19 protein-coding genes are annotated in these 24,729 nt (G+C 58.4%); 10 read left to right on the top strand and 9 right to left on the bottom strand.

What is annotated here, in order from left to right:
- Nucleotides 1-51: 51 nt before the first annotated feature.
- From NH234_RS15675 to NH234_RS15650, 6 genes are all read right to left on the bottom strand, one after another.
- On the bottom strand, nucleotides 52-1,473 hold the full coding sequence (locus NH234_RS15675; protein ID WP_085731027.1) for an efflux transporter outer membrane subunit: 1,422 nt from the start codon (nucleotides 1,471-1,473) through the stop codon (nucleotides 52-54).
- A complete protein-coding gene (locus NH234_RS15670) occupies nucleotides 1,470-4,661 on the bottom strand; it encodes an efflux RND transporter permease subunit (RefSeq protein ID WP_085731026.1) in 3,192 nt (1,063 codons plus the stop codon). Before NH234_RS15670 ends, NH234_RS15675 begins: the two co-directional genes overlap by 4 nt.
- 15 nt (nucleotides 4,662-4,676) lie before the next feature.
- Nucleotides 4,677-5,930 carry a multidrug efflux RND transporter periplasmic adaptor subunit MexE gene (gene mexE, locus NH234_RS15665; RefSeq protein ID WP_085731025.1) on the bottom strand — a complete coding sequence of 418 codons (1,254 nt, stop codon included), beginning with the start codon at nucleotides 5,928-5,930 and terminating at the stop codon, nucleotides 4,677-4,679.
- A 271-nt stretch (nucleotides 5,931-6,201) separates the two neighbouring features.
- Complete coding sequence (locus NH234_RS15660; protein WP_085731024.1) at nucleotides 6,202-6,654, bottom strand: DUF805 domain-containing protein; 453 nt, start codon at nucleotides 6,652-6,654, stop codon at nucleotides 6,202-6,204.
- A 15-nt stretch (nucleotides 6,655-6,669) separates the two neighbouring features.
- Complete coding sequence (locus NH234_RS15655; protein ID WP_085731023.1) at nucleotides 6,670-7,017, bottom strand: DUF4190 domain-containing protein; 348 nt, start codon at nucleotides 7,015-7,017, stop codon at nucleotides 6,670-6,672.
- 101 nt (nucleotides 7,018-7,118) lie between these two features.
- Nucleotides 7,119-7,649, bottom strand: coding sequence for a hypothetical protein (locus tag NH234_RS15650; protein ID WP_085731022.1), 531 nt, complete (start codon nucleotides 7,647-7,649; stop codon nucleotides 7,119-7,121).
- Nucleotides 7,650-7,794: 145 nt separating this feature from the next.
- Between NH234_RS15650 and NH234_RS15645 the strand changes: the two genes are divergently transcribed.
- A complete protein-coding gene (locus NH234_RS15645) occupies nucleotides 7,795-8,979 on the top strand; it encodes a sugar transporter (protein WP_367257189.1) in 1,185 nt (394 codons plus the stop codon).
- A 50-nt stretch (nucleotides 8,980-9,029) separates the two neighbouring features.
- Here NH234_RS15645 and NH234_RS15640 read toward each other — a convergent pair whose 3' ends face one another.
- The gene (locus tag NH234_RS15640) at nucleotides 9,030-9,944 is read right to left on the bottom strand and encodes a LysR family transcriptional regulator (protein WP_085709803.1); all 915 of its coding nucleotides are present in this window, start codon (nucleotides 9,942-9,944) and stop codon (nucleotides 9,030-9,032) included.
- A gap of 270 nt (nucleotides 9,945-10,214) precedes the next feature.
- Between NH234_RS15640 and NH234_RS15635 the strand changes: the two genes are divergently transcribed.
- From NH234_RS15635 to pgm, 4 genes are all read left to right on the top strand, one after another.
- Nucleotides 10,215-11,237 (top strand): zinc-dependent alcohol dehydrogenase family protein, encoded by a 1,023-nt coding sequence (locus NH234_RS15635; protein WP_085731020.1) that lies wholly within the window; start codon nucleotides 10,215-10,217, stop codon nucleotides 11,235-11,237.
- Between the two features lie 546 nt (nucleotides 11,238-11,783).
- Nucleotides 11,784-13,247, top strand: a complete 1,464-nt coding sequence (locus NH234_RS15630; RefSeq protein WP_367253308.1) for a hypothetical protein — start codon at nucleotides 11,784-11,786, stop codon at nucleotides 13,245-13,247.
- A 49-nt stretch (nucleotides 13,248-13,296) separates the two neighbouring features.
- Nucleotides 13,297-14,697 (top strand): PLP-dependent aminotransferase family protein, encoded by a 1,401-nt coding sequence (locus NH234_RS15625; protein ID WP_367253307.1) that lies wholly within the window; start codon nucleotides 13,297-13,299, stop codon nucleotides 14,695-14,697.
- Between the two features lie 108 nt (nucleotides 14,698-14,805).
- Nucleotides 14,806-16,452 carry a phosphoglucomutase (alpha-D-glucose-1,6-bisphosphate-dependent) gene (gene pgm / locus NH234_RS15620; RefSeq protein ID WP_367253306.1) on the top strand — a complete coding sequence of 549 codons (1,647 nt, stop codon included), beginning with the start codon at nucleotides 14,806-14,808 and terminating at the stop codon, nucleotides 16,450-16,452.
- Between the two features lie 63 nt (nucleotides 16,453-16,515).
- Here pgm and NH234_RS15615 read toward each other — a convergent pair whose 3' ends face one another.
- Nucleotides 16,516-17,211, bottom strand: coding sequence for a pirin family protein (locus tag NH234_RS15615; protein ID WP_367253305.1), 696 nt, complete (start codon nucleotides 17,209-17,211; stop codon nucleotides 16,516-16,518).
- 279 nt (nucleotides 17,212-17,490) lie between these two features.
- Here NH234_RS15615 and NH234_RS15610 point away from each other — a divergent pair, with 279 nt between their 5' ends.
- Nucleotides 17,491-19,965, top strand: coding sequence for a UvrD-helicase domain-containing protein (locus NH234_RS15610; protein ID WP_367253304.1), 2,475 nt, complete (start codon nucleotides 17,491-17,493; stop codon nucleotides 19,963-19,965).
- 57 nt (nucleotides 19,966-20,022) lie between these two features.
- Here the strand turns inward: NH234_RS15610 and NH234_RS15605 are convergent, their stop codons facing one another.
- On the bottom strand, nucleotides 20,023-20,295 hold the full coding sequence (locus NH234_RS15605) for a DUF1652 domain-containing protein (protein WP_096820481.1): 273 nt from the start codon (nucleotides 20,293-20,295) through the stop codon (nucleotides 20,023-20,025).
- A gap of 263 nt (nucleotides 20,296-20,558) precedes the next feature.
- On the opposite strand from NH234_RS15605, the gene NH234_RS15600 reads away from it, so the two are divergent.
- From NH234_RS15600 to NH234_RS15585, 4 genes are read left to right on the top strand one after another with little or no spacing between them, the layout of a single operon-like run.
- Complete coding sequence (locus NH234_RS15600) at nucleotides 20,559-21,374, top strand: AraC family transcriptional regulator (RefSeq protein ID WP_085709809.1); 816 nt, start codon at nucleotides 20,559-20,561, stop codon at nucleotides 21,372-21,374.
- A gap of 51 nt (nucleotides 21,375-21,425) precedes the next feature.
- Nucleotides 21,426-22,832, top strand: coding sequence for an NAD(P)/FAD-dependent oxidoreductase (locus NH234_RS15595; RefSeq protein WP_367253303.1), 1,407 nt, complete (start codon nucleotides 21,426-21,428; stop codon nucleotides 22,830-22,832).
- Nucleotides 22,833-22,861: 29 nt separating this feature from the next.
- A complete protein-coding gene (locus tag NH234_RS15590; protein WP_085731013.1) occupies nucleotides 22,862-23,206 on the top strand; it encodes a cupin domain-containing protein in 345 nt (114 codons plus the stop codon).
- A gap of 56 nt (nucleotides 23,207-23,262) precedes the next feature.
- Nucleotides 23,263-24,348: a polyamine ABC transporter substrate-binding protein gene (locus NH234_RS15585; RefSeq protein ID WP_367253302.1), complete on the top strand. Its 1,086-nt coding sequence runs from the start codon at nucleotides 23,263-23,265 to the stop codon at nucleotides 24,346-24,348.
- Nucleotides 24,349-24,729: the final 381 nt, after the last annotated feature.

Genomic DNA, 24,729 nt, shown 5'->3' with positions numbered 1-24,729 from the left:
GGCAAAAAATTGGTTGGTTGCGGCCAACCAAAGGAGCTCTTTAAAAAACTGTTACTTGCTGGCGACCGTTTCTGGCTGCCAGCCGCCACCGAGGGCCTTGTAGATCGCGACGATGCCGCGATACAGATCGACTTCGGCTTGCGCCTGACTGTCTTCGGCGTTCAAACGTTCACGCTGGGCGTCGAGCAGCACGAGGAAGTCCGTGGTGCCTTCGCGATAGCGGATTTCAGCGAGATCGGCAGCCTTGCGGCTTGATTCGCTCTGGCGGATCAGCGAAATCAGCCGTTGCTGACGCTTGCCGTAATCACTGAAAGCGTTTTCCGACTCTTCAAGGGCCAGTAGCACTTGTTGCTCGTAGGTCGCCAGTGCGCCTTCAGCATCGGCGTCGGCACCGCGTAAACGGGCCCGCACGCTGCCAAGGTCGAACGCTGCCCAGGTGATGCTCGGGCCCAGCGCCCAGGCGTTGGCCGCCGAGGAACCGATCTGCGAGCCACGCCCGGCCGTCCAGCCGAGGAAACCGCTGAGGCTGACCCGAGGAAACAGGTCGGCCTTGGCCACACCAATACGCGCCGTGGCGGAAGCCAGTTTGCGTTCGGCGCTGAGAATGTCCGGGCGACGTTGCAGCAGCTCGCCTGGATTGCCGATCGGCAATGCCTTGGCGATGGCTGGCAGGTCTTTCGGGCTCAGGTCGACGGTCAGCTTGTCCGGACGCTCGCCCAACAGGGTAGCGATGCGGTTTTTCTGGCGAACCTGTTCGGCCTGCAATTGCGGCACGCTGGCTTCGACCGATGCCAGACGCGCATCGGCACGTTCGACATCGAGCTGGTCGCCAACTCCGGCGTCACGCAGGCTGATGGTGATCTTGCGCGACTCCTGTTGATTCTCCAGGTTGGCCACGGCGATCTTTTCCCGCAGCTGTGCACCGCGCAGTTGACCGTAAGCGTCCACCAGTTCGGCAATCATGGTGACTTGCAGCTGGTACAGATCCGCTTCGGCAGCCTGCTGGTCGGCGTCGCTGGCTTCCAGATTGCGCTGGATGCGGCCAAACAGATCGATTTCCCAGGCCATGTCCAGACCCAGGTCATAGCGTTCGCTGTTGACCCGTTTGGTGGTCTGGCCGGGAATCTGTCCCTTGGCCAGATCGCTGCTGGCGCGGCTGGTGATGGTTGGCATGGCGTCATTGCTGACGTCGTCGCGGATCGCCCGTGCAGCTTTCCAGCGAGCGAACGCCACGCGCAGTTGACGGTTACCTTGCAGCGATTGAGTCACCAACTGGTTGAGGGTCGGATCGTCGAACTGCTGCCACCAGATGCCTTCAAACTTCGAACGGTCAAAGTTCTTTTGGCCGGCGGCGCCGTCGGTGGCGGCCGTGATGTTGGCCGCCTCCGTGGCTGGGGTCTTGTAGTCGGGACCGACTGCACAGGCGCTCAGGGCCAGTATCAGCAGGCTTGGCAGGAAGACTTTCAGACTCATTGGTGCGCCTCCAGCGGCTTTGGAAGGTTGTGCGCTTTGGCCGCTTTGCGAGCTTCGCCGCGTTCCACGAAGTTGCGGATCAGTACATAGAACACCGGCGTCAGCAGCAGACCGAAGAAGGTCACCCCGAGCATCCCGGAGAACACTGCCACACCCATGGCATGACGCATCTCTGCACCGGCACCGCTGGAGAACACCAGTGGCACCACACCCATGATGAACGCGAACGAGGTCATCAGGATCGGCCGCAGACGCAGACGGCAAGCTTCCAGTACAGCGGCCAGCGGATCGAGACCTTCCTGCTGTTTGTCCTTGGCGAATTCGACGATCAGAATCGCGTTCTTACAGGCCAGGCCCACCAGTACGATCAAACCGATCTGGGTGAAGATGTTGTTGTCACCGCCAGAGATGATCACACCGGTGATGGCCGACAGCAGGGTCATCGGTACGATCAGGATCACTGCCAGTGGCAGGCTCCAGCTTTCGTATTGAGCGGCGAGCACCAGGAACGCCAGCAGTACGCAGAGCGGGAACACGAACAGCGCGGTGTTGCCGGACAGAATCTGCTGATAGGTCAGGTCGGTCCACTCGTAGGTCATGCCGTTCGGAAGTTCATCCTTGAGCAGTTTCTCGATGGCTTTTTCGGCCTGGCCGGAGCTGTAGCCGGGGGCTGCCGCACCGTTGATTTCAGCGGTGATGAAGCCGTTGTAGTGCATCACGCGATCCGGCCCCGAGGTGTCGCTGACCTTGATGAAGGTCGCCAGCGGGATCATTTCGCCCTTGTTGTTGCGTACTTTCAGCTGGCCGATCTGGTCGGATTCGAGGCGGAACTGCTGCTCGGCCTGAACGTTGACCTGATAGGTGCGCCCGAAGCGGTTGAAGTCGTTGGCATACAGCGAACCCAGGTAGATCTGCAGGGTGTCGAAGATGTCGCTGACGGCCACGCCGTGGGTCTTGGCTTTTTCCCGGTCGATTGCGGCATCGACTTGCGGCACGTTCACGGTGTAGCTGGTGAACAGGTTGGCCAGTTCCGGAACGTTATGGCTCTTGGCAATAATGTTCATGGTCTCTTTGTACAGCTCTTCGTAGCCCAGGTTGCCCCGGTCTTCGATTTGCAGGCGGAAACCACCAATGGTGCCCAGACCTTGTACCGGCGGCGGTGGGAAGATCGCCATGTACGCTTCCTGAATCCCTGCGTACTGGCCGTTCAAGGCACCGGCAATCGCACCGGCGGACATGCTCGGGTCTTTACGCTCTTCGAACGGTTTCAGGGTCACGAACACGATGCCGGCATTCGGGCTGTTGGTGAAGCCGTTGATCGACAGGCCCGGGAACGCTACGGCGCTTTCCACACCCGGCTGTTTCAGTGCCAGGTCGGACATGCGCTTGATCACGTCTTCGGTACGGTCCAGGCTCGCGGCGTCCGGCAGTTGCGCGAAGGCCACCAGGTATTGCTTGTCCTGGCCCGGTACAAAACCGGTCGGCGTGCTGGAGAAGCCGAAGAAGGTCAGCACCATCAGGCCTGCGTACAGGAAGAGGGCGATGCCGCTGCCACGGATAACCCGGCGCACGGTACCGACGTAGCCATGACTGGCACGGTCGAAGAAGCGGTTGAACGGACGGAACAGCCAGCCACCGAAGATCTTGTCCAGCACCCGCGAGAAGCGGTCTTTCGGTGCGTCGTGACCTTTAAGCAACACAGCGGCCAGCGCCGGCGACAGGGTCAGCGAGTTGAAGGCCGAGATCACGGTCGAGATCGCGATGGTCAGTGCGAACTGCTTGTAGAACTGACCCGTCAGGCCGGAGATGAATGCCGCTGGTACGAACACCGCACACAGCACCAGCGCCGTGGCAATGATCGGGCCGGTCACCTCACCCATGGCCTTTTTGGTCGCATCGAAGGGGTTGAGCCCCAGTTCAATGTTCCGCTCGACGTTCTCCACCACCACGATGGCGTCGTCCACCACGATACCGATCGCCAGTACCAGGCCGAACAGCGACAGCGCGTTGAGCGAGAAGCCGAATAAATGCATCACCGCAAACGTACCGATCAACGATACCGGAACCGCCACCAACGGAATGATAGAGGCGCGCCAGGTCTGCAGGAACAGGATCACCACCAGAACCACGAGGATCAGCGCTTCGAAGAGGGTGTGGACCACCGCCTCGATGGAGCCGCGCACGAAGATCGTCGGGTCATAGACGATGCTGTAGTCCATGCCTTGCGGGAAGCTCTTCTTCAGTTCTTCCATCTTGCCGCGAACTTCGTTCGAGATTTCGATGGCGTTGGAGCCAGGGCGCTGGAAGATCGGGATCGCTACGGCAGGCTGGTTGTTCAGCAATGAACGCAGGGCGTATTGGCTGGAGCCCAGCTCAACGCGGGCAATATCCTTCAGGCGAGTGATTTCACCGTTGTCGCCGGCGCGAATGATGATGTTCTCGAACTCTTCCTCGGAGACCAGACGGCCCTGAGTGTTGACCGACAACTGGAAGCTCTGGGCATTCGGGGCAGGGGGCGCACCCAGTTGGCCGGCGGCGACCTGACGGTTCTGCTCGCGAATGGCAGTGACCACGTCAGTGGCCGTCAGATTGCGCGAAGCGGTCTTGTTCGGGTCGAGCCATACACGCAGCGAGTAGTCGCCCATACCGAACAGTTGCACGTCACCGACACCACCAAGACGAGCGAGCTCATCCTTGATGTTGAGGATTGCGTAGTTGGACAGGTACAACATGTCGTAGCGTTTGTCTGGCGAGGTCAAGTGCACAACCATTGTCAGGTCGGGCGAGGCCTTGTCGACGGTGATACCGATGCGCGTCACTTCTTCTGGAAGTTTCGGCTCGGTCCGGGTCACGCGGTTCTGCACCTGCACCTGCGCGTTGTCCAGGTCAGTACCCAGGGCGAAGGTGATGGTCAGGGTGATCTTGCCGTCAGCGGTGGACTGCGAGGACATGTACAGCATGTTCTCGACGCCGGTGATGGCCTGCTCCAGTGGAGCCGCCACGGTTTCACCGATGACTTTTGGGTTGGCACCCGGGAAGTTGGCACGTACTACCACGGTCGGCGGCACGACTTCCGGGTATTCGCTGATCGGCAATTGGAACAGCGAGATCGCACCGGCGATCAGGATCAGCAGCGAAAGTACCGCTGCGAAGATCGGCCGTGAAATGAAGAATTGGGAAAAATTCATCGGAGTTGTCGTCCCTTAACCGCGTGGGGTCGCAGCAGCCAGTTTCACAACCGATCCAGTCGCGCTTTTGGCTGGTGCGACTTTGGGCAGGTTGCTGGCTTCCAGCGCTTGTCGTTGTTGAGCCAGTGCAGCAATGGTTTGCTCGCTGGCCATCGGGATCACTTCAGGCGTGACCGGGGAGCCAGGGCGAACCCGTTGCAGACCCTTGACGATGATCGTGTCGTCCTTGTTCAGGCCGCTACGCACGATGCGCAGGCCTTCGATCTTCGGACCGAGTTCTACGGCGCGGTAGGCGGTCTTGTTGTCGCCATCCATCACCAGCACGAACTTCTTGCCCAGATCGGTACCGACCGCTTCATCGTTGATCAACATGGCGTTGTAGGTGCCGCTGCCGACCAGTTTCAGGCGTGCATACAGGCCTGGGGTGTAGGTGCCGTCGCTGTTGTCGAACACGGCGCGACCACGGATGGTGCCGGTCTTCGGGTTGACCTGGTTATCGACGAAGTTCATCTGGCCCAGGTGCGGGTTGCCGTCTTCGTTGGACAGGCCCATGTACACCGGAGTGGTTGCACCGCGCTGACCTTGACGGGCGAGTTGGGTGTATTTGAGGAACACACGCTCGTCGGCGTCGAAGTAGGCGTAGACCTTGTCGGTGGACACAACGCTGGTCAGCGGAGTGGTGTCGGCGGTCACCAGGTTGCCCGCGGTGATCTCGGCGCGGCTGACGCGGCCACTGATCGGTGCGGTTACACGGGTGAAACTCAGGTTCAGTTTGGCCAGATCCAGTTGTGCTTGCAGGGCGCCGACAGCGGCACGTGCTTCCTGTGCAGCGCTGGTACGCGAGTCAGCCAGTTCGGCGGAAATGGCGTTGCTGGCACGTAGGCGTTCGCCACGGCCGGCTTCGTTTTCACTGCGGGTGGCGTTGGCGCGAGCCTGGGCTACGAGAGCTTCAAGGCGGCGAACCTCAGCCTGGAACGGACGCGGGTCGATCTGGAACAACAGGTCGCCTTTCTTGACCAGCGCACCTTCGGTGAAGGCGACTTCGTCGATCTGGCCGGAGACCCGTGGACGAATTTCTACGGTTTCCGGTGCCTCGAGGCGCCCGGTGAATTCGTCCCACTCGTTGACCGGTTGTTCCAGCACCTTGGCCACACTGACCTTGGCAGCAGGCATGGCGGCTGCGGTTTCTGGAGTCTTGCCGCAGGCGCTCATCACCATCACGGCCAACAGAGCCAACGGGAAGCGCAAATGTTTGAGTGATTGTTCCATGGATGCATCCGCCAATGTATTGAAGATGGGCGGATGATGCTCGGCAGGTAGATAGCAAACGAATCGAATGACACGAAGGTAACTATCATTCGGAATGATATAAGACCGAGCGAAGCCCTCTAGCATGCACCTTTCGTTAGGGGGCTATCAAATGAAATGATGACAAATCTGTATTGCGCGACTTGCAAGGATGAGGTCAAACAGCATTCTGTACGGCAGATACAAAGAGACGGCCATGGTGGCCGTCTCGATCAACGTGTAGCGCAGTGACTCAGTTGATGCCTTTGCGGTTCGGCCCGAAACGGTTCGGACCTGGCTGGCTGTCTTGCACCAGAAACACCAGGTTGACGATCGGCAGCAGCAACCACCAGCCGCTACGGTCGGTGTCGTGCATGCGGCGTGCACCTACCGCGATGCTCGGCAACAACATCGCCAGGCTGTAGAGGTTGTAAAGGACACCCTTGGTATTGAGCATCGCATCGAGAACACCGATGACAATGCAGATGCCCATGTTGATCAGAACGAACATCCAGTATTCGCGGCGAGTGGCGCGGCCTTTGAATTCGGCGTAGTTCTTCAGTGCTTCCAGGTAGGGGTTGCCCGTTGCAATGGCAGGCCCACTTGCAAAGGACTGTTGGGTCGCCTGAGGTGCCCCGCACTGAGGGCAAGCCACGGCCAGGCTGCTAATTTCCTTGGCGCAACCGCGGCAGAAAACCATGCTCATATTTTTTCCCTAAAATTATTCAATCGATAAACAGGACAAAACAAACGCGGCAATACCTGACAAAACAATGCCGGCAATCGCGAGGTTTCTTCCTGAGTGTTTTTGGTTGATACAGACGATGCCGCAAATGAGGCCCGCGAGGCTGAGAATTCCCACTCCGACAATCGCGTCTCTGTCCCATTCGGAATCATCAAACAGGGTGAGTGCGCTGATAATTCCGAGGATCAACGAAACGATGGCCAGCCAAGGCATTTCGGCTTGCGTTTGCGGCACTGAGGCCTGCTGAGGAGCCCCGCATTGGGGGCAGGTGAGCGCCGTTTCGTGTAGCTCCTTGGCGCAAGCACGACAATAGACCATTGCCATCGTTTTCCTTAACTGAGTGCGAATGCCCGACCTTCCGTCGGTCGAGGCGGCGCTAAATTAAACTTTATTACCGGTTTTGTCATTAGGCACTTTGCCATTACTCATGAGCCAGAGTTTCCGGGTTCATCGTCCACACTGACCTTCAAGCGCAACGTCAGACCTTGAAGCTGTCTGTTTTTCAACATACCCAGTTCCGGCCCCTTGCGTTCGTTGCCATTGGCGTCCAGCCCTCGGCAGTGAAGACTGGATTTGAGGGAACGATCAGACGATGGATCTTGCCAATGGCAACGCACGGCGAGTATTTGCTCATCGATTCGTGTCGCCAGTTTTTCATTCTCCCCAAGGAATGTTTCAACCTTGAGGCCGACCGAGGACGTGCCGATCGTTTTTTCGTCTGTCGCAGAGTGACCACCGATATTGAAATCAATGCCACTGAGCACCAAGAAACAATCTCCGACCTTGCGACTCACCGCTATCTCGAACTCGGAAGTGAAAGGCGTGGCGTGGGCATCGGCATAGAACTCTTTTCTATCAGGCTGCGGATCGCCCGCGTAATCGTCGGGCAACATGCATACCCCTCCGAACAGCTCGCTGTAATACGTGGTGGTGTAGACATTGAATTGTTCAGGCATTTCAGTCTTGAGCGTGAATGAGGGTTTCCCACGCGACGGACAAGTCGCCGTTGCTTTTATAGTAAAGTCGCCATCGAACCACCTGTCGTCTGAGGCTTTCCGGCAATTGGTGTACGCAAAACCGACAGATGGGCACGACATTCAAATGAGCAACTCTACGACTACAACCAGCGGCAATTGGCATGCGGTCATTGCGCTGGCACTCGCTGCGTTTGTCTTCAACACTACAGAGTTTGTCCCTGTCGGTTTGTTGAGTTCGATCGGCAGCAGCTTCGACATGACGTCGGCTCAGGTCGGTTTGATGTTGACCATCTATGCGTGGGTGGTGTCTCTGACGTCGCTGCCGATCATGCTACTGACGCGCAACGTCGAGCGGCGCAAGCTGTTGATCGTGCTGTTTGCGATGTTCATCGTCAGTCATATCCTGTCGAGTCTGGCGACCAGCTTCGCCGTCCTGTTGCTGAGCCGGATCGGCGTGGCGTTATCCCATGCATTGTTCTGGTCCATCACCGCTTCTCTGGCTGTGCGACTGGCGCCACCGGGCAAGCAGGTCCAGGCATTGGGTTTGCTGGCAACCGGCACCTCCCTGGCGATGGTGTTGGGCATTCCCCTCGGCCGGATATTGGGCGAGGCGATGGGCTGGCGAACCACCTTTATTGCGATCGCTGTGTTGGCGGCAACATTGGTGTTTTGGCTGGCCAGGGTTCTGCCGTTGTTGCCCAGCCAGAACTCGGGATCACTGAAAAGTCTGCCCTTGTTGTTGAAGCGACCGGCGCTCGTAGCGATTTACATCCTGACCGCGATGGTTGTGACGGCTCACTTCACTGCCTACAGCTACATTGAACCGTTCGTTCAGGTCGTGGCGGGCATGAGTGGCGAGACGGTCACGCTCATTCTGTTGTTATTCGGCGGCGCGGGGATTTTCGGATCGCTGCTGTTCAGCTGGCTGCACCGATACAGCCCGCAGCGCTTTCTGATCGTCGCCGTGTCGTTGCTCGCGTTGTGTCTGGCGTTGCTGCTGCCATTGAACGGCAAGGTCTCATACCTGTGCGCGCTGAGTATCTTCTGGGGGATGGCGATCATGGGATTTGGTCTGGCGTTGCAGTCCAAAGTTCTGGTGCTGGCGCCTGACGCGACCGATGTGGCGATGGCGCTGTTTTCGGGGATCTACAACATCGGCATTGGTGGCGGGGCGTTGATGGGGAGCTGGGTGGGGAGCCAGTTTGGTTTTGCTTATGTCGGGGTTGTAGGCGGGATTCTGGCGGGGTTGGCGTTGTTGATTTATTGCCTGTCGGTCTATCGGCTTGCTCAGCCCGGGGTTTCTGCTTGAGTTCTTGAACCGCTTTGCTACCGATAGCAAAGCGGTTTCGGAAAGGCTTGTCAGAGGCTGTCCGGATCCCCAAAAAACATCTGAATACGCGACCGCAACCAACGCTCTCCCGGATCGTTATCCTGCGACCCACGCCAGGCCATGTGCAGTTCAAACGTACGGGTCGGCAGCGGCGGATCTTCTGCGCGCACACCACCCGCAGACGTCAGCGCATCAGCGGTGTAATCCGGCACCGTCGCGACAATGTCGGTTCCGGCCAGCAATGTACTCAATCCATTGAACTGCGGCACGGCCAGCACTACGTGGCGTTTGCGTCCGAGTTTTTCCAGTTCCTCATCGATAAAACCACTGAGGTCGCCAGCGAACGACACCAGCGCATGCGGGCGGGCGCAATAATCGTCCAGGCTCAGCGGCCCCGGCACGGTATCGGCGCGCAGCAGTTTTGGCTGGCTGCGGCGCAACACTTTGCGTTTGGCGTTGGCCGGCAGGTCGGTGGTGTAACTGACGCCAATCGAGATTTCACCAGAAGCGAGCAGGCCGGGCATGAGAATGTAGTTGACGCGACGGACCACCAGCACGATTCCGGGCGCCTCGGCGCGCAGGCGCTTGAGCAGCATCGGCAGCAATGCGAATTCGACGTCGTCCGACAAGCCGATCCGGAATACCGAAGTGCTGGTGGCCGGGTCGAATTCGGCCGCGCGGCTGACGGCTGTCGAAATCGAATCGAGGGCAGGCGAGAGCAGGGCGAATATTTCCACTGCCCTGGCGGACGGTTCCATGCTGCGCCCGGTACGTACAAATAGCGGATCGTCGAACAGACCGCGCAGGCGTGAAAGCGCCGCGCTGATCGCTGGCTGGCCGAGAAACAGCTTTTCCGCAGCACGGGTCACGCTGCGTTCGTGCATCAGCGTTTCGAATACGATCAACAGGTTCAGGTCGACACGACGCAGGTCATTACGATTCATCTGGAGTCCTGGCAGAGTCATCAAGCTTGACGAGAGCGACCATATGAGAACAATGGCCGGCATGAATCTTACGGGGAAAGGCTGGTAGTCTGCACCGGGTAATTCAGCTTTACTGAGATGGATGCAGCAGTTTTTTCATGGATTTGCTCAATGCTGGCCATACTGCGGAATCAATGACAGGCATGTCGACTATTAATAGCCACTGATAGTCTTGGCTGGAAAGCCCAGATAGAGTTCAGGGCATTAGAGGTTACTTTGACGAGGTTTGCGATGTCCCGCACGATCCGTTTTCACAAGTTTGGTCCGGCCGAGGTGCTCAAATGCGAAGAGCATGCGGCCGCTCAGCCAGGTCCTGGCGAAGTGCAGGTGCGTGTCGAGGCGATCGGCATCAGCTGGTATGACACGCTCTGGCGTCAGAACCTGGCGTCGTCACAGGCTCGCCTGCCTTCGGGCCTGGGCCATGAAATGGCTGGTGTGGTCACCGCCATTGGCGACGGTGTCGAAGACCTGATCGTCGGTGACAAGGTGGCCAGCTTCCCGGCCGAGAGTCCCAATGACTATCCGGTCTATGGCGAACTGATCGTTCTGCCTCGTACCGCGCTGACCCGTTATCCGGACGTGCTGAACCCGATCGAAGCCAGCGTGCATTACACGCCGCTGTTGATTGCCTATTTCGGTTACGTCGATCTGGCACGCGTCAAACCCGGGCAGTTTGCTCTGGTCACCGACGCCAGTCATTGCGCCGGTCCGTCCTTTGTCCAGTTGGGCAAGGCGCTGGGTGTGCGAGTGATTGCCGCCACGAAAACTGCGGAAGAGCGCGAATACCTGCTGTCCCTCGGTGCCGAGAAAGTCATCGTCACCGAAGAAGAAGACTTGTTGATGCGGATTAACAAGATCACCGACAACCGCGGCGTCAATGTCGTGTTCGACGGTCTCGGCGGGCCACAGATGTCGCTGCTGGGTGATGTGCTGGCACCTCGCGGTAGCCTGGTTTTGTATGGCCTGCAGGGTGGCAACCAGACGCCATTCCCGGCCTGCGCAGCGTTCCAGAAGAACATCCAGTTCTTCGTGCACTGCATCGGCAACTTCACCGGGAAGCCGGAGCTGGGTATCGTCCAGGATCACGTCGCCTTGCAACGCGCCCTGCGTGACATCAACCAGTTGACAGCCGACCGCGTGCTGCTTCCGCTCAAGACCCGGGTCTTCCCGTTCAACGAGTTTGTCGAAGCACACCGCTACATGGACGAATGCCCTTGCCGCGAGCGGGTCGCCCTGCAAGTCGAACCTGCCTGACCGTTGTAATCAGAGTCCGTGGCCCCACGGACTCTTGTGCGTTCCATCCTTCAGACCAAGAGAAACCCCGGGCCCGATGCCTGGGGAGGTTCAGCAACTGAACTGGTTTTTACTCTTGATCTGTATCTTCTAATCGCCCTTCAGACCCTGATAATTGAATGACTACTTTCATCTCAGGGAATGAGCTATGTCTGTGCATTCTGTTTACTCAACGCAATATCAAGCGATAGGGGATGGTCGATATTTCAGTTTTTGTTTAATTGCTGTAGGTCGGTCATGTAATCCCTTCTTTTTTTCTTGTGCTCATCATGCGCAGGCCATTGTAAGAATTTTCCTAGGAAAACTACTCTTTCGAGAAAGGCCAGTAAAACCAGGGCTTTGCGCTGTGTTGGTCATAAGCATTAATTGTTGCAAGTCCAACTGTTTCAAATAACTACAAAACCTTAAGTGTTAGCATTTCAGCGTCTATTAATTAATGAAGAATGATTGCGCGCTCGGCATTCGTGGCTGCGCGATATAAAACCTTTGATATTGGGTGAAGTACTGATGAGCACGATCCATGACCAGGCAATGAATTATGTCTACCAGCAAGTATTGCAACGATTGCTGAGCTTTTTTTCCCGTGCCGAACGCACGGCGTTGCAGTTGTTGATTCAGCGATTGGCGGTGGCCGCTGGCGGTATGGATCGTATCGGCGACTTCAAGGTGCTGGTGACTCAGTCCGGTACTCGTGACTGCTGTTACAGCCTGGCCCTGTTACGCGCAGCACAACTGAGTATCGCCGGACGCGCTCCAGGCACCTTTCAGCTAAGGGTTGCGACTCTGCGCGGTTGCGCTACCCCTGTGTCGGCATTGCAAAACATGCATCGCAGCTTCAGCGCACTCTTTCTGTATGACGATCCACGGGTCGAGCTGTTGATGATCGATAATCGAGAGGTTCTGCCGTTCAATCATCAAGATCCCCTTACCGACGATGGTCGCGAGGCAAACCGCATTAATCTGCTGATGATTGGTCACCGCCGAAGCAGGCGCGAGAGCCTGGAGCTATGGGACGACACGTATCTGGCCACGGCCGAGTTCTACGGACAGGTTGCTCGCTGGAACAACGGTGTCGATGCGCTGGTCAGCAGTGACCCGGTCCATAGACAGGAGCACTTTCTGCACGGGCTGCATCGCGCCGCACAGAAGGCCGGTCTTGGCGCACTGCCGAAAAGGGCGGCCGGGTTCGAGGAATTGTTCACTCTACTAGACGGCATGGGAGGTGACTGCTACCGGGAACTCCACGCGCAAGCCGATTTGTTGCCCTGGCGTCCGCTCGGTCAGTTCGAAGCCTGTCGCCGCACCAGTTACATCGGTATCGATGACATGGTTGTGGGCAGGATGGAAGAGCGGTGGCCTTTGCTAAGCGATTTTCTCGGTTTTCAGGCTGACGAACCGTGGCTTGAGACCGGGCCCGGTGAGTCAATGGACTCTGTGGTCGCGGCCCATATCAGCGGCTTGCAGGCCAGTTGCATTGGCGGACGCAACTATGAGGCCGGGGTGTCGGAGTACCTGCAGCGCTGCCTGGTGTCGATGCGCCGCAAGAGCGTCCCCGAGCAAACGTGCGAACGGTTTCTGGCGGCGTTCGGCAATCTGTCGGACCTGAGCGAGCATCGAGCACAGGCCTCAGCCGTATTGCAAAAAAACTTCGGGCTCAATGAGTCGCAATTGGTTTGTCTCTTGTTTGCTCCTTTCATCGATCACGCGGCCGGCCTTGAACATTTCCTGCGTACCTGCCACCCAGGCATGCTGGTTGCCATGCCGGAACTGCATCGCGCGATGCAGGGTCTCCACGCGCCGGAACAGGTCTTGCAATGGATGGTCGATGTCAGTGGCTTGCCCGTACGCCTGATCAGCCGGCTGTATGCGATGGATGCGATGGATTCCATTCAAATGGCCGAGCAGGCAACACCCGCTCCGGATCTGGCGAACAGTGAGGTTGCCGTGGGCGACCGTTCGGCGGAAGGTTGAGTATGGGCGTCGCGCGCGGGTACAAACGGACGCTTGCGGACGACCGTTCATGAACGCGTCGCGTGAAACCGATTTCGCCTATCAGGGGGTCTATCGTTATCTCGTTCAGTTGATTGACGAGCCTGGTGGTGAAGGGGCAGTTCGACTGCCTTCCCTCAGGCAACTGGCCGAACGGCTGAACGTATCGATATCGACCATCCAGTACGCCTACGCGCTGCTTGAAAAAGAAGGACGGGTCTACTCCGTGGCCAAATCCGGGTATTTCGCACAGCCGGCATCCACGGTCATGGTACTCGGCCGAGGCAATGATCTGTTGGAGACGGTCTACGTCAATGCCAGATGCTTTGGCATGCGGGTGTTAAGCGCCGACGATCCGGCTTCGATTCAGCCGCTGGACAGTCCTTTGCTGATGCTCGAGCGTGAGCTGATGCGTCAGTATCCCCGTCCATCACAGGCACCGGCTCAACCTTGTGGTGAGCTGGAGTTGCGCCTGCTGCTCGCCGCTCGTTACACCTCTTCGCCAACCCATTGCTGGCATGCCGAAGACGTCTATATCGGTGCGGATGTGAGAGGGGTGCTGGAGATCCTGATTGCCGTCCTTGAACTGCGTAATGCAACCATTGTGGTCGAATCACCTTGCGACTGGCTGATATTGCGCTTGCTCCAGTCTGCCGAGGTGAGGGTGATCGAATTGCCTGTGCAATCCAATGGGGAGCTCGACCCACAGCAATTGGAGTTGTTGCTGGAAACCGAGCCGGTGAGGCTGATCCTGCTGTCGTCACAACTGAACATGCCCCAAGGCAGCCTGATGCCTGCGGACAATCGGGAAGCCATAGCACGCCTGCTCAGGCTCCACGGCACGTGGGTGCTGGAAAACGACAGTTACAGCGAGCTTGGCGACGATCTTGAGCGTCGACCTCTGCGTGACCTGCTGGATCCGGATCGCTTGTTGGTGTTCTCCACGTTTGAAAAGGTTATCGGTGTTGAAGCGCCTTACGGCTTTGTGCTTGCTCGCCAGTGGCGTGCCGACTTGCAACGCCATTTTTTGCTGCGCTCGTTTCGCCTGTCGCCGATTCGCCAGAAAGCCATTGCCCGACTGTATGCCAGCGGCCGCGTTGATCAGCATTTACCGGTGCTCAAGCGCTTGCTCAAGGAGCACCGTAGGCAGTTGATCGAGTTGTTACGCGAAGGGCTTGGCGATGCGCTGCACATCGACGAGCCGCAGGGCGGCGCGACGGTCTGGGTACGCTCTTCGCGTAAAGTGGTGATGGGATCCGTGTTTCAACGCCTGCTCAAGCAACACGTGCTGATCGCGCCGGGAGAGCTGTTCAGCACCCAAGGCATGCATGGGCAACACATGCGCCTGAGCGCGATAGGGAACAGTGGGCCCGAACTGGCAGGGGTTGTCGGCTTGCTCGGCGATGCATTGCGCTTGGCTCCATGCGACTGACTTGTTAAAAAACATCGGAGATGCACTGGATAGATCCCATCGCACTACGGTCAAACTGCCAGTAAACTCCGCTGTAATTTCTTGAACCACTCTATTCAGAGGTTTTGCATGGCACTCAGTCCTTTTGCGGGCAAAGCGGCACCAGCAGAGTTGTTGGTCGACATCCCGCGACTGGTAACGGCGTATTACACCGGCCAACCCGACGCCTCGATTTCCACACAGCGTGTGGCGTTTGGTACTTCCGGGCATCGTGGCAGCTCCTTCGACTTGAGCTTCAACGAGTGGCACGTTCTGGCCATCAGTCAGGCGATCTGCCTGTATCGTGAAGCCCAGGGCATTACCGGCCCGCTGTTTGTCGGCATCGATACTCATGCGCTGTCGACGCCGGCCGGGGCCAGCGCCCTGGAAGTGCTGGCAGCCAACGGTGTGACTGTGATGATCGCTGAAGGCGATGAGTACACCCCGACACCAGCCGTGTCCCACGCCATTCTTTGCTACAACCGCGGCCGCACCACCGGCCTCGCTGACGGCATCGTCATCACGCCGTCGCACAACCCGCCACAAAGCGGTGGCTACAAATACAACCCAACCAACGGTGGCCCGGCCGACACCCACATCACCAAGTGGATCGAAGCCAAGGCCAACGAATTGCTGGCAAACAAACTGGCTGGTGTGAAACGCATCGGTTACGAGCAGGCGTTGAAAGCCGCGACCACGCATCGTCACGATTACGTCAACACCTACGTTGCCGACCTGATCAACGTCATCGATTTCGATGCCATCCGTGGTGCCAAACTGCGTCTGGGTGTCGATCCGCTGGGTGGAGCGGGGGTGCGCTACTGGTCGGCCATTGCCGAGCACTATCGTCTGGACCTCGATGTGGTGAACAAGGAAGTCGATTCGACGTTCCGCTTCATGACCGTCGACTGGGATGGCCAGATCCGCATGGACCCATCGTCCAGCCACGCCATGCAAGGCCTGATCGGCCTCAAGGAACGCTTCGACGTCGCGTTCGCCTGCGATCCGGATCACGACCGTCACGGCATCGTTACCCCGTCCGGCGGCCTGTTGGCACCGAACAACTATCTGGCAGTGTCGATCGACTACCTGTTCCAGAACCGTCCGCAGTGGCGCACCGACGCGGCCGTGGGTAAAACCGTGGTCAGCAGTGGCCTGATCGATCGCGTGGCCAAGCGTCTGGGCCGTCGCCTGTACGAAGTGCCGGTCGGCTTCAAGTGGTTCGCCGACGGTCTGTTCGATGGCTCGCTGGGTTTCGGTGGTGAAGAAAGCGCCGGCGCATCGTTCCTGCGCAAGAACGGCGGCGTCTGGTGCACCGACAAGGATGGTCTGATCCCGGCCCTGTTGGCCGCTGAAATGACTGCCCGTACGGGGCGCGACCCAAGCCAGGCCTACCGCGCACTGACCGACGAGCTGGGCGAGCCGTTCTCGGTGCGTGTCGACGCCAAGGCCAACCCTGAGCAGAAAGCCCTGCTGAGCAAGTTGTCGCCGGAGCAAGTCACCTCGACCGAACTGGCGGGCGAGAAGATCCAGAGCATTCTGAGCAAGGCGCCGGGCAACGATCAGGCCATTGGCGGCCTTAAAGTCATGACCGAAAACGGTTGGTTCGCTGCGCGTCCTTCGGGTACTGAAGACATCTACAAGATTTATGCTGAAAGCTTCATCGGCGACGTCCACCTCAAGCAACTGGTGGCCGAAGCACAAACCCTCGTGGACGGTGCAATATCCACGAAGTAATCCGCGCTGAATAAAAAAGGGCGACCTCAGAGGTCGCCCTTTTTTTGCCCGTCATTCAGCCAATCAGGCCAGGTCCACCAGCACGATTTCACTGTCTTCGATGGCCGTGACGGTCAGCACCGGCTCATGACTCACCGCGACACCGTCTCGAGCTTGCGCACGCAAGCCGTTGACTTCAATCACACCCGTGGCAGGCACGAGGTAGGCTCGACGTCCGGCATCGAGCCGATACTCGGCGGTTTCCCCGGCTTTGATCGTGGCTGCCACCAACCGTGCATCGGCGCGAATGCGCAGGCTTTCATCGTCACCGACTTTGCCACTGGCGAGGGTCACGAAGCCTTCGCGCTCGCCTTTGGGGAACGGTTTGGCGCCCCACGAAGGCGGTGCACCGGTTTCGGTCGGCATGATCCAGATCTGAAAGATCTTGGTAGCGGTCGCTTCCATGTTGTATTCGCTGTGGGCGATCCCGGTGCCGGCGCTCATCACCTGAACGTCGCCGGCTTCAGTGCGGCCCTTGTTGCCCAGGTTGTCCTGGTGGGTAATCGCACCTTCACGCACATAGGTGATGATTTCCATGTCCCGGTGCGGGTGAGTAGGGAAACCGGTTCCCGGGGCGATGATGTCGTCGTTCCACACCCGCAAATTGCCCCAGTTCATGCGCTGTGGATCGTAGTACTCGGCGAACGAAAAATGGTGATGGGCATCCAACCAGCCGTGATGGGCGCCGCCCAGCGAGCTGAAGGGTCTGAGTTCAAGCATGATCTTCTCCTCAAAAGGTTCGTCATGGGGCGTTTCGGCCGTGGCCACGAAGCGAGACCGGTGATTGATGGCGAGCATCATCTATCAACCAATAATCGAGAAAAAGCGTAAAAAGTGCCGCATTCCCATCGAATTGACTGATGTTATAAAACTCGAAACGCTCTCATGCAGCCTTCAGTTCATCGCCTAACTCAATGACCTGTAAGCATTTCGCTAGAACTCAACGGCAAATGCAGACACCATAGTCCTCAACAGCCTCAGCCTCTGGAGTCCGTCAGCGTGGCGCAACACACCCCCGATCTTCCTCCCGAACTTCGTCCCCTGGCCGAGATGCCGTGGTTCAAACGCTTGGCGGCGCGTTTCCTCGGGCATGGTCTGACGCAATTGCGCGCTCAGCATCGGGCATCCTGGCTGCACGGTCAGGCCGATGGCTTTCGCAGCGGGCACACCGCCGGGTTCGATTACGGCTACAAGGAAGGCAAGGCCGAGGGGCTGGAAGAAGGCCGTCAGGTCCTGTTGATCCGCGACAGCCGCAGCACTGAACATCGTGCGCCGGGGATCGACAATCACCTGTTCGATGACTGGCGCCTGCCGCTGACTGCCGAACTGAAGAAGCGCATCAAGGCTGACGTTGCCCGCTTGCTGCCGGCCCACGCTCAGCCGAGCGTGGCGCAATGGAAGATGATCTTCAGCGATACGCCGTCAACGTCGGTAGTCGCCGGGGCGGGGGCTGGCAAATCGACCACGCTGGTGTTGCGCATTCTGCTGCTGACGCATTACCTGGGCTTTGAGCTGGATTCGATGACCGTGGTGACTTTCACCCGGGAGTCACGCAAGGATTTCATCAATAAACTGATCCAACTGTTTGCCCTGTGGGGTCAGACGCTGAGCCAGAAAACCGCCCGGGATCTGGTGCGCACCTTCCATTCGCGAATTCTGCCGATGGTGCGCAGCCTGCCGGGGTTCGAGCGTTTGCAGGCTTTTGAAAACCTCAGCCTCCGGCCGCAGGGCGGAGACGATGACGTCGACAGCAATCCGTTCGATCTGCGGATCAATGACGCCCAGCGCCAGCAGCTCAACGCCTGCTATCTCCGGCTCTACACCGAAGACGAGCGTTTCCGGCAATTGATCCAGCCATTGTCCCGACATGCCCTGCAGCTCAAGGAACTGGAGCGCGATCACCCGGACGTGCAAAAGCGCGTGGCAGTGACCGAACTGGCGGCCAGGCGTGACGAAGAACTATGCGATGTGATCGAGGATCTGTGGTTTCGCGCCGGTGCCTGGCCGATCAAAGGGGTCGAGCCGAATCGTCAGACGTTTGAGATCAACGGCGCGACCTTTCACTGTCATGGCTACATCCCGAGTCTCGATGCCTGGGTCATTTTGGGCTTCGATCCGAAGGAAAACCCGCAAGTCTGCCGCCCCAACGCCAAGTTGACGGTCCGCGCAGAGTGGGCTGTAAAACGCACCCTGTTTCAAGCTTTCTGCCGTAAACCATTGATTTGGCTAGATACCTACGAATCGTCTAGACGTGTGCTAGCCACGTTGGCAGGGGATGCCAGTGCTGGGCCGGGCTTCGATTACAAGGTCAAGGGCGAGCTCGCATCCGCGCCGCTGCTGGACTGTTTTGTCGCCGCCGCCGGCTTTATCGAAAACCTGGGCCTGGATGTACCGGACGCCGTTGGCCGCATGAGTTTCGCCAAGGATGATCCGGACCGGTTTTTCTTTGAAGCGCTGAGCCTGTTCTGGCGCGCGCTGGAAGATCATTTGCTCGATCAGAAGCCACCGGTCATGACCTACAATCGTATGTTCGCGCTGTTCAGCGAGCACTCGCCGGAAAACCTCAAACTGCTCAGCGATGAACTGCTGCGGCCCATGTCGCACCTGATGATCGATGAATTCCAGGATGTATCGCCACAGATTGTCTCGTGGATACGCGCCAGCCTTGCGGAGATCCGCAGCCGTGGCCCGGCCATGCATGTCGGGCGCGGGGCACAACGTTCATCCTTGCTGTGCGTGGGCGATGACTGGCAGTCGATTTACGGTTGGCGCGGCAGCTCGCCGAGCTACTTCATGGAGTTCAACAAGGAGTTCTCATCGCCGAGCACCACGCGGGTGATGCTCAGCGACAACTATCGCAGCCATCAGCACATCATTGATGCGGCAGAGCACATCGTCCGTGCCGCGCCGGCGATTCCCGGCAAGAAAGCCAAGGCCAGCGGCGAGGAGAAGCTGCTACAACCGGTCAACGTACTGGAACGCGACGATCAGGCACTCGGCCAGCGCTTGGCGGAGCACTACAGAAAGGGCGATTCCATCCTGATGCTTTATCGAAAAAGTAGCGATAAGTTATTGATAGAACAGCATATTATGTCGATAGTTAATGTTGATTCGAGCTTGCCATACGAGTCCCGGCGCTTGAAGCAGCTGACCTATCACAGCGCCAAAGGCTTGCAGGCCGATGCGGTGTTCCTGCTCGGTGACTGTCAGTACCTGACCAGTTCGCCGTATAAAAATCAGGTCTACCGCATGGCCGGGCTGGGCAAGGCCGGCGACAACGAGCCTTATGACACCGCGCAGAAGGACGAAATCCTGCGCCTGGCCTATGTCGGCATCACCCGGGCGGTGAGTCATTGCTACTGGTACGTCGAGCCGCAGGACGGCCAGGCAGTGAACATGCCGCGCGCGTCCGATCGGGTCGCCAAGGGGAAGCTGTTCTTCATCGATCATCGGCCGGAAAAGAAAACCGCCTGAACCGATCGCCCACAAAAAAGCCCGCACGCAGCGGGCTTTTTATTTTTAATCAATAAGTTAGGCATAACTCCTGAGGGACTCTGGAGGAACAAAAGCTTCAAGCTCATCCTCCACGGCTTCGATTATTCGTTCGACATCCGCTGCGTTCATTACCGTGGCACAGGGAATGCCGGCAATGGCGATCAGGGTTTCGCCGCTGGCCCGATCGAACAGGCGGGCGATCATGCTGCCCGGTGCGTCCATCGTGGCTTCGAAACCCATGGGATGAAAATGCCAGCGCATCAGCTGGCAGGCATTGGGGAACGTGACCTTGCTTGAACCTTTGTTCATGTGTTGCCCGCCTTCTTCATCGAGCGCTTCCGTTTGCTCATGGTAGGTGGGAAGAGCCTTCATTGGCTCAACCGGTGACTGTCCTTAAAAGTAGCATCTGGATGTGAAAAACCCGTGAGAATTTTCAGGCCGTTTGGCGATTGCCGGGATTTTTTTGATGTAAGTCACGGCTGATGAAATTGTCGCCAAAGTGCCATCACGTCCGGGTTGTTGATGCCGGGCCCGAAGTTGGGCAAGCTCGGTTCTTTTGCCAAGAGTCCCTTATGCACGCCGATGATGACGGCCCGCAGCAGACCCCGGCCACGGCCGAAACGGTCATGCGCTATCACCTGTGCTGGAAACACCGGGATCTGGATGGCGTCATGGCGCTTTACCATCCGGACATTCAGTACAACGATTTTTTCCAGAACCGCGTGCTCGGCCTCGACGAACTGCGCGAGTACGTTCGCGTCAGCATGCCCCGTGAATCCGACGAAGCGCTGGAGCATTGCGACCGGATCCGCATCGACGGCAACACGGCGTTCATTCAATACGAAGTGACCCTGCGTGGCGGTAATGGCCTGGTGTCGTTCCGTTCCAGCGAAGCGATTACCGTCAAGGACGCGAAAATCTGGCGGGTCAACGAATACGCGTCACTGGTGCGCGAGCAGGGCTCCAGTAGCTCGACGCCGAGTCAGCGTCCGGCGGCGAGCCGGCTGGGCCTGTCGCCACGCCAGCTGAGTTTCATGGCCGAAGACCTGCAGCAGTATTTCCAGCGTCAGCAGCCGTACCTCGATCCCGAACTGGACCTGCAGCGGGTGGCGAAGGAGTGCGGTTACAGCCGCAACCAGATTTCCTATCTGCTGAACCAGGTGCTGGGGCAGAGCTTCTACCGCTACGTGAATCAGGCGCGGCTCCAGCATTTGCTGCAATCGCTGGACAACGCCACGCCGCCGCTGCGCATCGATGAACTGGCGTTCGCCGCCGGGTTCAACTCGATTTCGGCGTTTTATAGCTGTTTTCGCCAGCACACCGGCCAGTCGCCCAAGGCTTATGCCAAACAAATTTCTTTGCGGACACGCGCGCAAGACAGTCCTTGAGGTCAGCCACTAGGATCGACGCCATCGAAATCTGGATTGGCGGAGTCTTGCATGCCGGCGTGGCGCACTATCAGTTTGTGGATGGACCAACTTGACGAGCCGCTCACGGCGCGCCCGGCGCTGGAACAAGACCTTGACGTCGACGTGGCAATCATCGGCGCCGGTTACACCGGGTTATGGACCGCGTACTACCTGAAGAAACACGCGCCAGGCCTGGACATTGCCATTGTCGAGGCGCAAACCGCCGGTTTTGGCGCATCCGGCCGCAACGGTGGCTGGTTGATGGGCAATCTGCTGGGCGAGGATCGCCTGCTGGCGGGCCTGTCGCCAGCACAACGCCGCGCCTCATTCGATCTGCTGCACAGCATTCCCGATGAGGTGGAGGTCGTCCTCGAGCGCGAAGGCATCGACTGCGATTACCGCAAGGGCGGGGTGCTTTACTGCGCCGCGCGCTATCCCGAGCAGGAAGCCAGCCTGCGCGAGTATCTGAACAAACTGCACGCCCAAGGCCTGACCGACGACGATTATCGCTGGCTCAATCCTGAGCAACTGGCGCAGCAGATTCGCGTCGCCAAGCCTTATGGCGGCATCTACGCACCCCATGTGGCAACCATTCAGCCGGCAAAACTGGTGCGCGGCCTGGCCCGGACCGTTCAGGGCATGGGCGTGAAGATCTACGAAAACAGTCCCGTGACCCATTGGCAGTCGGGCAGTTTGCGCACCGACAAGGCCAGCGTTCGCAGTCGCTGGATCGTCCCGGCCATCGAAGGTTATTCGGTGACGCTGCCGCCGCTGGGTCGCTATCAATTGCCGGTGCAGAGTCTGATTGTCGCCACCGAACCATTGTCGGCGGCGACCTGGGACGAAATCGGCCTCAACCGTGGCCAGGCCTTCAGTGAGTTCAGCCGCCAAGTCACCTACGGCCAGCGGAGCGCCGATAACCGGCTGATTTTTGGCGCCCGTGGCGGCTATCAGTTCGCCGGCCAGTTGCGCCACAACTTCGATCTGACCCGGGATGAAGTGGAACTGCGGCGCTATCTGTTCGGCGAGCTGTTCCCGCAGCTGAAAAACACCACGATCACCCACGCCTGGGGCGGCAATCTCGGCATGTCCCGGCATTTCAAGCCGCACATGTTCTGCGACCGGGCCAACGGCATCGCGCTGTCCGGCGGTTATGGCGGGGAGGGCGTCGGTGCTTCCAACCTGGGCGGCCGCACCCTGGCCGATCTGATCCTCGAGCGCGATACCGAACTGGTGCATCAGCCCTGGGTGCTGCCGGACGGTGGAATCCATGCGCTGCGGGCCTGGGAGCCGGAACCGTGCCGCTGGCTCGGCTACAACGCGATCATCAAAAGCTTCGTCCACGAAGACCAGACCCTGGCCAACCCGGCAACCGCGCCCTGGCGGCGCAAGCTAGCCAGTCGAGTGGCCGGGTTCATGGAAGGTTTCATGCACTAAACGTTGTTTACTACGAGACAGGTAACGCCATGAGCATCACCCAATTCAAGAACACCGCCACGTTGCAACTGGATGAGTCCAACCCGGTGGCTGTGCCGCTCGGCACACCGGTGGCGATTGCCTCGACCACCAGCGTGGAACGCGACGACGGCGTCGAAACCGGCGTCTGGGAGTGCACCCCGGGTCGCTGGCGGCGGCAGATCACCGCCCAGGAGTTCTGCCACTTCATTTCCGGGCGCTGCACGTTCACTCCGGACGGTGGCGGCGAAATCCTGCACATACAAGGTGGCGACGCACTGATGTTGCCGGCCAACACACTCGGTATCTGGGACATCCAGGAGACCGTGCGCAAGACCTACGTCCTGATTTTCTGACGCTTTGATCCTTTTGATTGCCTGCCAACAACAATAGCCAATACAGGAATCGATCCATGATCCGAAAGACCCTCGCTCTCGCCCCCTTGATGCTCGCCGCGTCCCTTGCTCAGGCAGCGGAAACGGTCAAGGTCTACAACTGGTCCGACTACATCGCGCCGGATACCGCGAAAAACTTCGAAAAGGCCACTGGTCTCGGCATCACCTACGACGTCTACGACAGCAACGAAACCCTCGACGGCAAGTTGATGACCGGCAAATCCGGTTACGACGTGGTTTTTCCATCCAACCATTTCATGGCGCGGCAGATTCAGGGTGGGGCGCTGATGAAACTGGACAAGAGCCAGTTGCCGAACTGGAAGAACCTCAACCCGGTATTGCTCAAGGCCTTGCAGACCAACGATCCGGGCAACGAACATGGCTTCCCGTATCTGTGGGGCAGCACCGGCATCGGCTACAACATCGCCAAGGTCAAGGCCGTACTGGGCGATAACGCGCCGGTGGATTCCTGGGACCTGATCTTCAAGCCCGAAAACATGGAAAAACTGCAGAAGTGTGGCGTGGCGATCCTCGACAACGGCCCGGAATTGCTGCCGGCGGCACTCAACTATCTGGGTTTGCCGCATCACAGCAAGAATCCCGAAGACTATAAAAAGGCCGAAGCCCTGCTGATGAAAGTGCGGCCGTACGTCAGCTACTTCCATTCCTCGAAGTACACCAGCGACCTGGCCAATGGCGATATCTGCGTGGCGGTCGGATTCTCCGGCGACATCCTGCAAGCGGAAAGCCGCGCCAAAGAAGCCAAGAACGGCGTCGATATCGGTTATGCGATTCCCAAGGAGGGCGCCGCGATCTGGTTCGACATGGTTGCCATGCCCGCCGATGCGCCGGACGCCAAGGCCGGGTACGCCTTCATGAACTACCTGCTGCAGCCCGACGTGATGGCCGGGATCAGCAACTACGTGCACTACGCCAACGGCAACGAACAGGCCGACAGCCTGATCGACCCGGCGATCAAGAACGACACCAAGGTTTATCCGAGCCCGGAAATGATGGGCAAATTGTTTGCGCTGGAAGCCATGCCGCTGAACATCGACCGGATCCGCACTCGCGTCTGGAACAAGATCCGCACCGGCAGCTGAAAAATCTGTCGGAGCGGTTTTTTCCCCGCTCCGACAGCGGTATATGACGCCTGTAACTTGTGTTTGTTTGTTTGATGTCACTTCGCTGGCACCGCACTAATAAAGTGCAGAGAAGTGAGACGCGGCTAACAAAAAGTAACTTACCGATATTTAATATTTAAATAAGAAATCGTCAGACAATTAGGCAAACTCACCACGCTTACAACATTCTTTTAGCGGCACGCGCTTTGTTTACGGGACTTTCTCGGAACAGTTCAATTTGATCTCGAAAAATCGCTAGACGACAGATTTCAAATTGTGTCAGGTTTCTTACGCCTTCATTGGGCGAGTGATAGGACAATCTCGCCAGAGGTTGTCGCTATCGGACAAAAACTGTTCCAT

Source organism: Pseudomonas sp. stari2, assembly GCF_040760005.1.
Classification (GTDB): domain Bacteria; phylum Pseudomonadota; class Gammaproteobacteria; order Pseudomonadales; family Pseudomonadaceae; genus Aquipseudomonas.
Note: the sequence above shows the minus strand (reverse complement) of the source record. Positions and strands in the feature narration are given on the sequence as shown.

Coding starts and splice junctions, on each gene's coding strand:
- NH234_RS15675 (WP_085731027.1), bottom strand. CDS start 1,473: ATGAGTCTGAAAGTCTTCCTGCCAAGCCTGCTGATACTGGCCCTGAGC.
- NH234_RS15670 (WP_085731026.1), bottom strand. CDS start 4,661: ATGAATTTTTCCCAATTCTTCATTTCACGGCCGATCTTCGCAGCGGTA.
- mexE (WP_085731025.1), bottom strand. CDS start 5,930: ATGGAACAATCACTCAAACATTTGCGCTTCCCGTTGGCTCTGTTGGCC.
- NH234_RS15660 (WP_085731024.1), bottom strand. CDS start 6,654: ATGAGCATGGTTTTCTGCCGCGGTTGCGCCAAGGAAATTAGCAGCCTG.
- NH234_RS15655 (WP_085731023.1), bottom strand. CDS start 7,017: ATGGCAATGGTCTATTGTCGTGCTTGCGCCAAGGAGCTACACGAAACG.
- NH234_RS15650 (WP_085731022.1), bottom strand. CDS start 7,649: ATGCCTGAACAATTCAATGTCTACACCACCACGTATTACAGCGAGCTG.
- NH234_RS15645 (WP_367257189.1), top strand. CDS start 7,795: ATGAGCAACTCTACGACTACAACCAGCGGCAATTGGCATGCGGTCATT.
- NH234_RS15640 (WP_085709803.1), bottom strand. CDS start 9,944: ATGAATCGTAATGACCTGCGTCGTGTCGACCTGAACCTGTTGATCGTA.
- NH234_RS15635 (WP_085731020.1), top strand. CDS start 10,215: ATGTCCCGCACGATCCGTTTTCACAAGTTTGGTCCGGCCGAGGTGCTC.
- NH234_RS15630 (WP_367253308.1), top strand. CDS start 11,784: ATGAGCACGATCCATGACCAGGCAATGAATTATGTCTACCAGCAAGTA.
- NH234_RS15625 (WP_367253307.1), top strand. CDS start 13,297: ATGAACGCGTCGCGTGAAACCGATTTCGCCTATCAGGGGGTCTATCGT.
- pgm (WP_367253306.1), top strand. CDS start 14,806: ATGGCACTCAGTCCTTTTGCGGGCAAAGCGGCACCAGCAGAGTTGTTG.
- NH234_RS15615 (WP_367253305.1), bottom strand. CDS start 17,211: ATGCTTGAACTCAGACCCTTCAGCTCGCTGGGCGGCGCCCATCACGGC.
- NH234_RS15605 (WP_096820481.1), bottom strand. CDS start 20,295: ATGAACAAAGGTTCAAGCAAGGTCACGTTCCCCAATGCCTGCCAGCTG.
- NH234_RS15600 (WP_085709809.1), top strand. CDS start 20,559: ATGCACGCCGATGATGACGGCCCGCAGCAGACCCCGGCCACGGCCGAA.
- NH234_RS15595 (WP_367253303.1), top strand. CDS start 21,426: ATGCCGGCGTGGCGCACTATCAGTTTGTGGATGGACCAACTTGACGAG.
- NH234_RS15590 (WP_085731013.1), top strand. CDS start 22,862: ATGAGCATCACCCAATTCAAGAACACCGCCACGTTGCAACTGGATGAG.
- NH234_RS15585 (WP_367253302.1), top strand. CDS start 23,263: ATGATCCGAAAGACCCTCGCTCTCGCCCCCTTGATGCTCGCCGCGTCC.